General features: G+C 66.7%; 3 protein-coding genes. All 3 read right to left on the bottom strand.

Annotated elements, in window-relative coordinates; all coding sequences use genetic code 11:
• Positions 1-2,022, bottom strand: a 2,022-nt coding sequence (locus AC1DZP_RS35505; RefSeq protein ID WP_477308925.1) for a DUF4347 domain-containing protein, incomplete at its 3' end; no start/stop codon positions are given.
• Positions 2,023-2,133: 111 nt separating this feature from the next.
• Positions 2,134-3,156: a DUF4347 domain-containing protein gene (locus AC1DZP_RS35510; RefSeq protein WP_477308927.1), complete on the bottom strand. Its 1,023-nt coding sequence runs from the start codon at positions 3,154-3,156 to the stop codon at positions 2,134-2,136.
• 592 nt (positions 3,157-3,748) lie between these two features.
• The coding region (locus AC1DZP_RS35515; protein ID WP_477308929.1) for a YadA family autotransporter adhesin at positions 3,749-6,109 on the bottom strand (2,361 nt) is incomplete at its 5' end.

The raw sequence follows: 6,109 nt of genomic DNA on the forward strand, positions 1-6,109 counted from the left end.
AGTCGAACCTGTGGCTCCCGTATCGCCAGTTGCGCCTGTCGAACCCGTGGCACCGGTATCGCCGGTCGCGCCTGTGGCTCCGGTCGAACCTGTGGCTCCCGTGTCGCCGGTCGCGCCGGTCGACCCCGTGGCGCCAGTATCGCCGGTCGCACCTGTGGCTCCGGTTGCTCCAGTCGAACCCGTGGCTCCCGTATCGCCAGTGGCGCCGGTTGAACCCGTGGCGCCGGTATCGCCGGTCGCACCTGTGGCTCCGGTTGCTCCAGTCGAACCTGTGGCTCCCGTATCGCCAGTGGCGCCTGTCGAACCCGTGGCGCCGGTATCACCAGTCGCGCCCGTTGCTCCGGTGGCCCCCGTATCGCCGGTCGCACCTGTGGCTCCGGTTGCTCCGGTCGAGCCAGTAGCTCCGGTATCGCCGGTTGCACCAGTCGAGCCAGTTGCGCCCGTATCGCCTGTGGCGCCGGTTGAACCCGTGGCGCCGGTATCGCCGGTCGAGCCCGTGGCTCCGGTATCGCCAGTCGAGCCAGTTGCGCCGGTATCGCCAGTAGAGCCTGTCGCGCCCGTGGCTCCGGTTGAACCTGTGGCGCCGGTATCACCGGTCGAGCCAGTTGCGCCGGTATCGCCCGTGGCGCCGGTCGCACCTGTGGCTCCGGTTGCGCCGGTCGCACCCGTGGCGCCAGTATCGCCAGTATTGCCAGCGGCGCCTGTCGAACCCGTTGCGCCCGTATCGCCAGTCGCACCTGTGGGTCCGGTTGCGCCGGTCGCACCCGTGGCGCCAGAATCGCCCGTGGCGCCAGTAGCTCCAGTCGAACCTGTGGCGCCCGTATCGCCGGTCGCGCCGGTGGCTCCGGTTGCTCCGGTCGAACCTGTGGCGCCCGTATCACCAGTCGCGCCTGTAGAACCAGTGGCGCCCGTATTGCCGGTCGCACCTGTGGCTCCGGTGGCGCCAGTCGAACCTGTGGCGCCAGTCGCACCGGTCGAGCCAGTCGCACCAGTGCCGCCGGTCGCACCAGTTGAACCTGTGGCGCCAGTCGATCCCGTAGCGCCGGTCGTACCAGTCGCGCCGGTCGCACCTGTCGAGCCAGTCGCACCAGTGGCGCCGCTCGCGCCGGTCGAACCCGTGGCGCCGGTTGCACCCGTAGCGCCAGTTGAACCTGTAGCGCCAGTCGCACCCGCGCCGGTAGGGCCGGTGGGGCCGGTAGGACCGGTGTTACTGGCGAAGGAGAAGGAGCTGAAAGTGTCACCGTTGCTTGTGGCGCTAATCGCTCCAGTCAACGTTACAACAAAAGTAAACGAGCTGCCGGAAGTTGTCGTTCCAGACGTGTAAATCGCATACGTGTCGGTGGCGTTTGGAACGGTAAAAGTGACAGAAAAACCATTGAATCCTGAATTAGTCCTATTTGGCAACGTAAAGCTGCCAACTATTAAATTGCTTGTCGTATCTACTACATAAAAAATATTAGTACTCTGTGTAGAACCATTGGAGATTGTCCCCCCGATGGTGAGTTCTGATGACAACACCCCCGTGTATGCGGCAATAGCCGCACTCGAAATCGGGGGGAGCAGTACAAGCTCATTCTTGCTCCGCACGATCTCCCAGGCGCCGCCCAGCGCCGACGCGCCGACGCGCCCGGCCGCCGCCGCTACAAAAGCGCCAGCTGCCTCTTCCAACTGTTCGACGAACGCCTCGCCGGCGTTACCCTTGCCCGTCTCGCAGCTCCACAGCTGCAGGTCGCCGTCTTCGGCCATGGCCCGGCCGATCGCGGCCAGGTCGCCGGCGTCGCGCGCCAGCGTTTCGCGCGACCATTCGCCGGCCGCGAAGGCGACGCGCCCAGGCGCGCCGTGGGCGATGATGTGCACGGCCGCAAGGCCTTGGCGGCCGGCCAGCGCCGCCGCCATCTGTGCGGCCGCCGGCCGCGCCGCGTCGAGGAGCACCGGCTGCACGCCGGCCCGCAGCCCGGCAAGGATGGCGGGTATGTCGGCGACGGCGGGATCGATGAACAGGACTTCGGGCTCGAACGTCATGGCTCGCCCGCTCTGAGGGTATGCGGGCGAAACCTTGTGTGTCGATGCGTGAAGGCCCAGCGCGGCGGCCGGGCTATGGAAGGGATCCGAGGTGAGGTCCTTCAGCATGGCTCACCCCTTCGGCCCGACGGCGCCGGATGGACGCGCGGGCACATCCACAGTGAAGCCAGCCGAGGTGAACTTGCCGCTTTCGTCGAAGACGCCGACGTCGAGGCTCGTCGCTCCGCCCGGCACCCTGACGGCGATCCGGAAGGCGTTGTTGGCCATGTTCGGCAGATTGAGGTTGCCAACAATCGTGCCGTGGTCCCTGTCGACCACGAAGTAGGTCGTCGAGCCGCCGGTCATGCCGGTTGGGATCAAGCCGGAGATCGTGATCTCGATCGCGGCAAGCACTGCTGCGTAGCCCATGATACCCTCCTCCGTCAGCGGCGCCCGCGCCGCGGTGTTCCTTGTCAGTTTCCATCGTCCGCCGAGCGTCGGCGACCCAACCAGGTCGGTGGCGGCCGCAACCGGCGCCCCCGCAGCGCGCGCCAGCGCATCGACAAAATCGGTTCCGGCAGCGCCGGCGCCCGCGTCACAGCTCCACAGAAGCAGCTCGCCGGAGCCTCCCAATGCCTGGCCGATCGTGGCGAGATCGGCCTCATCGTGCCGCAGCGTGCGCGCCGACCAATCGCCGGCCGCGAAGCACACCCGCCCGGGCGCGCCGTGCGCGATCACGTGCACGGCGTCGAGGCGGTCACGARCTTCGAGCGCCCGTGCCATCTGGCGCGCGGCCGGGGATTTGGCATCAAGCACGATCGCCTCGACCCGTGGCCTCAAATTGCCGAGGATCGTGCCTGGATCGGATACCGATGGATCGACGAAAACGAGTTCGGTGGCGCTGGCCGTGGCGAGATCCCGCTGGTTCCAATTGGGTTCAAGCTGAGAGCATCCGCCGGCGACGCCCGGCGCGGCGGGGTCGGGCCCGCGGGCAGGCCGCGCAGTGCTGAGGCTTTCATGGAGGGCGGAACAGCGGCGGCCAATCTGCCAGCCGCCGGCTGCGGCGGTCCGTCGCCGCTGTCGGATTGCGGGCCTATCGACGCCGGAAATCGCTCCGCGCCGGGCCCAACTCGCACGCAATCTCACCCCACCCACGACACACTCCCGCCACTGGTCACGCCGACGGATCGGCGTCCAAACGCGAGGGAACTCTGGAACGGGAAACCTGTCCGCCTCCGTGGGCGGGCAACGTTGACGCGGCTTTCAAGGCGCGCTCAAAGAACGCGCCTCCATCATCGCCCGCGATGTGGCTTAACGACCCCCAGATCCTTCCCCAAAACTTCGCAGGACGTCGGCAACCCTACCGCGCGACCTGCGGACACACCCCGTGTCACACATTAGTAAAATCGAAAATTAGGGATTTGTAAACTATAAAGTGGAGATTTGGTGAATGGCCAGGAACAAGATGGCCGAACTTGGCCAGTATCGAAGAGCCGAAGCCGCGCAGATTCTTTTTGAAAATCGCAGGCTTGGCGGCTTCATTTCCGTTTGCGCCGACTTACTAAAAATAATCGCCTCGCCAGGCCGATCCGCTGCCCTCGCTGGAAGCCAGAGATGGCCAGCGGAGGGTTTTCCGCAAGACGATGCCGCACCGACAAGAAGTGGAAACGCGCGAACTTCCAGCGAAGTCCGCGCGCCCCTTTTTCAAACCTGGACCAGTCTCCGGACGTGGTCCATTTAACATTCCTTATTCATGCGGCTTCAAGAGATCCTTCAGGGTCGTCTTGATGGAATGATCGTCGCTGGCGTAGCCGGCGCCATGCTTGGTCTGGTCCGAGGTGAGATCCGAGCTCGCCCCCGACGGCTTGTTGTGGTTCTGGCCAAATCCGCTCATCGTCTTGAGGACATTGAGCAGGTCTGTCGACACCGATGTAGACGCCAGGCCGATCAGGTTGCGGAACGACGCATGGCTGTCGTGATCACTGTTGCCATGTGTCGAGCCCGACTGCAGGAATTTTGCAGTGTCCTTGAGGCCGAGCGAGGTGGAGGTGACGCTGGCTTTGTGACCAGGGCCGTTTTCGCCATTGTTATGGTTCCCGGAACCACCAGGTGCATCCTGATCTCCATTGCCAAAGCCGTTATTGCCATGGTTGTGGTCATGATCACCTGTTCCACCGCCCGAGCCCGTGGCTCCGGTCGCACCTGTCGCACCAGCCGTACCTGTTGCTCCGGTCGAGCCAGTAGCACCGGTCGAACCGGTGGCTCCTGTCGAGCCGGTGGCTCCGGTCGAGCCAGTAGCACCGGTCGAACCGGTGGCTCCTGTCGAGCCGGTGGCTCCGGTAGAGCCCGTTGCACCAGTGTCGCCAGTCGCTCCGGTCGAACCGGTCGCTCCGGTATCGCCGGTCGCACCCGTGGCTCCAGTTGCTCCGGTATCACCCGTAGCGCCGGTCGAACCCGTCGCTCCGGTATCGCCGGTCGCACCCGTGGCTCCAGTCGAGCCAGTCGCTCCGGTATCACCCGTTGCACCCGTGGCTCCAGTTGCTCCGGTATCACCGGTGGCGCCAGTCGAGCCCGTCGCTCCGGTATCGCCGGTCGCACCCGTGGCTCCGGTTGCTCCAGTCGCTCCGGTATCACCGGTGGCGCCAGTCGAGCCCGTCGCTCCGGTATCGCCGGTCGCACCCGTGGCTCCGGTTGCTCCAGTCGCTCCGGTATCACCTGTGGCGCCGGTTGCACCGGTCGAGCCCGTTGCACCTGTGGCTCCAGTGTCGCCAGTCGCTCCGGTCGCTCCAGTAGCTCCGGTATCGCCCGTCGCACCCGTCGAGCCGGTGGCTCCGGTCGAGCCGGTATCGCCAGTTGCACCTGTCGAGCCCGTCGCACCAGTCGAGCCGGTGGCCCCAGTCGAGCCGGTATCACCAGTTGCACCTGTCGAGCCAGTTGCGCCGGTCGAGCCAGTGGCACCCGTCGAGCCTGTCGCTCCGGTCGAGCCGGTTGAGCCAGTCGAGCCGGTCGAGCCAGTGGCACCCGTCGAGCCCGTCGCTCCGGTAGAGCCGGTTGCTCCAGTCGAGCCGGTCGAGCCTGTCGCTCCGGTCGAACCGGTGTCGCCAGTCGAGCCAGTCGAACCCGTTGCACCAGTCGAGCCGGTGGCTCCAGTCGAGCCAGTTGCTCCAGTCGAGCCCGTCGAACCGGTTGCACCAGTGTCGCCAGTAGCACCCGTCGAGCCAGTTGCGCCGGTCGAACCAGTCGAACCCGTCGCACCAGTCGAGCCGGTGGCTCCGGTCGAGCCGGTTGCTCCAGTCGAGCCGGTCGAGCCGGTGGCTCCAGTCGAGCCCGTCGCTCCGGTCGAGCCGGTTGCTCCAGTCGAGCCGGTCGAACCAGTCGCACCCGTCGAGCCGGTGGCTCCGGTCGAGCCGGTATCGCCAGTTGCACCTGTCGAGCCCGTCGCACCAGTCGAGCCCGTGGCTCCGGTCGAGCCGGTATCGCCAGTTGCACCTGTCGAGCCGGTCGCACCCGTCGAGCCAGTTGCCCCGGTCGAGCCGGTTGCTCCAGTCGAACCGGTCGAGCCGGTGGCTCCGGTCGAGCCAGTTGCTCCGGTCGAGCCGGTCGAGCCAGTTGCGCCGGTCGAGCCAGTGGCACCCGTCGAGCCGGTTGCGCCGGTCGAACCAGTCGAACCCGTCGCACCAGTCGAGCCGGTGGCTCCGGTCGAGCCGGTGGCCCCGGTCGAGCCGGTTGCTCCAGTCGAACCAGTCGAGCCAGTCGCACCCGTCGAGCCGGTGGCTCCGGTCGAGCCGGTTGCTCCAGTCGAGCCGGTCGAACCCGTTGCACCAGTGTCGCCAGTGGCACCCGTCGAGCCAGTTGCGCCGGTCGAACCAGTCGAGCCCGTCGCTCCGGTCGAGCCGGTGGCTCCGGTCGAGCCGGTTGCTCCAGTCGAACCGGTCGAGCCAGTCGCACCAGTCGAGCCGGTGGCTCCAGTCGAGCCAGTTGCGCCGGTCGAACCAGTCGAGCCCGTCGCTCCGGTCGAGCCGGTGGCTCCGGTCGAGCCGGTTGCTCCAGTCGAACCGGTCGAGCCAGTCGCACCAGTCGAGCCGGTGGCTCCAGTCGAGCCAGTCGC

Source organism: Mesorhizobium sp. P2_F8 (assembly GCF_056403655.1).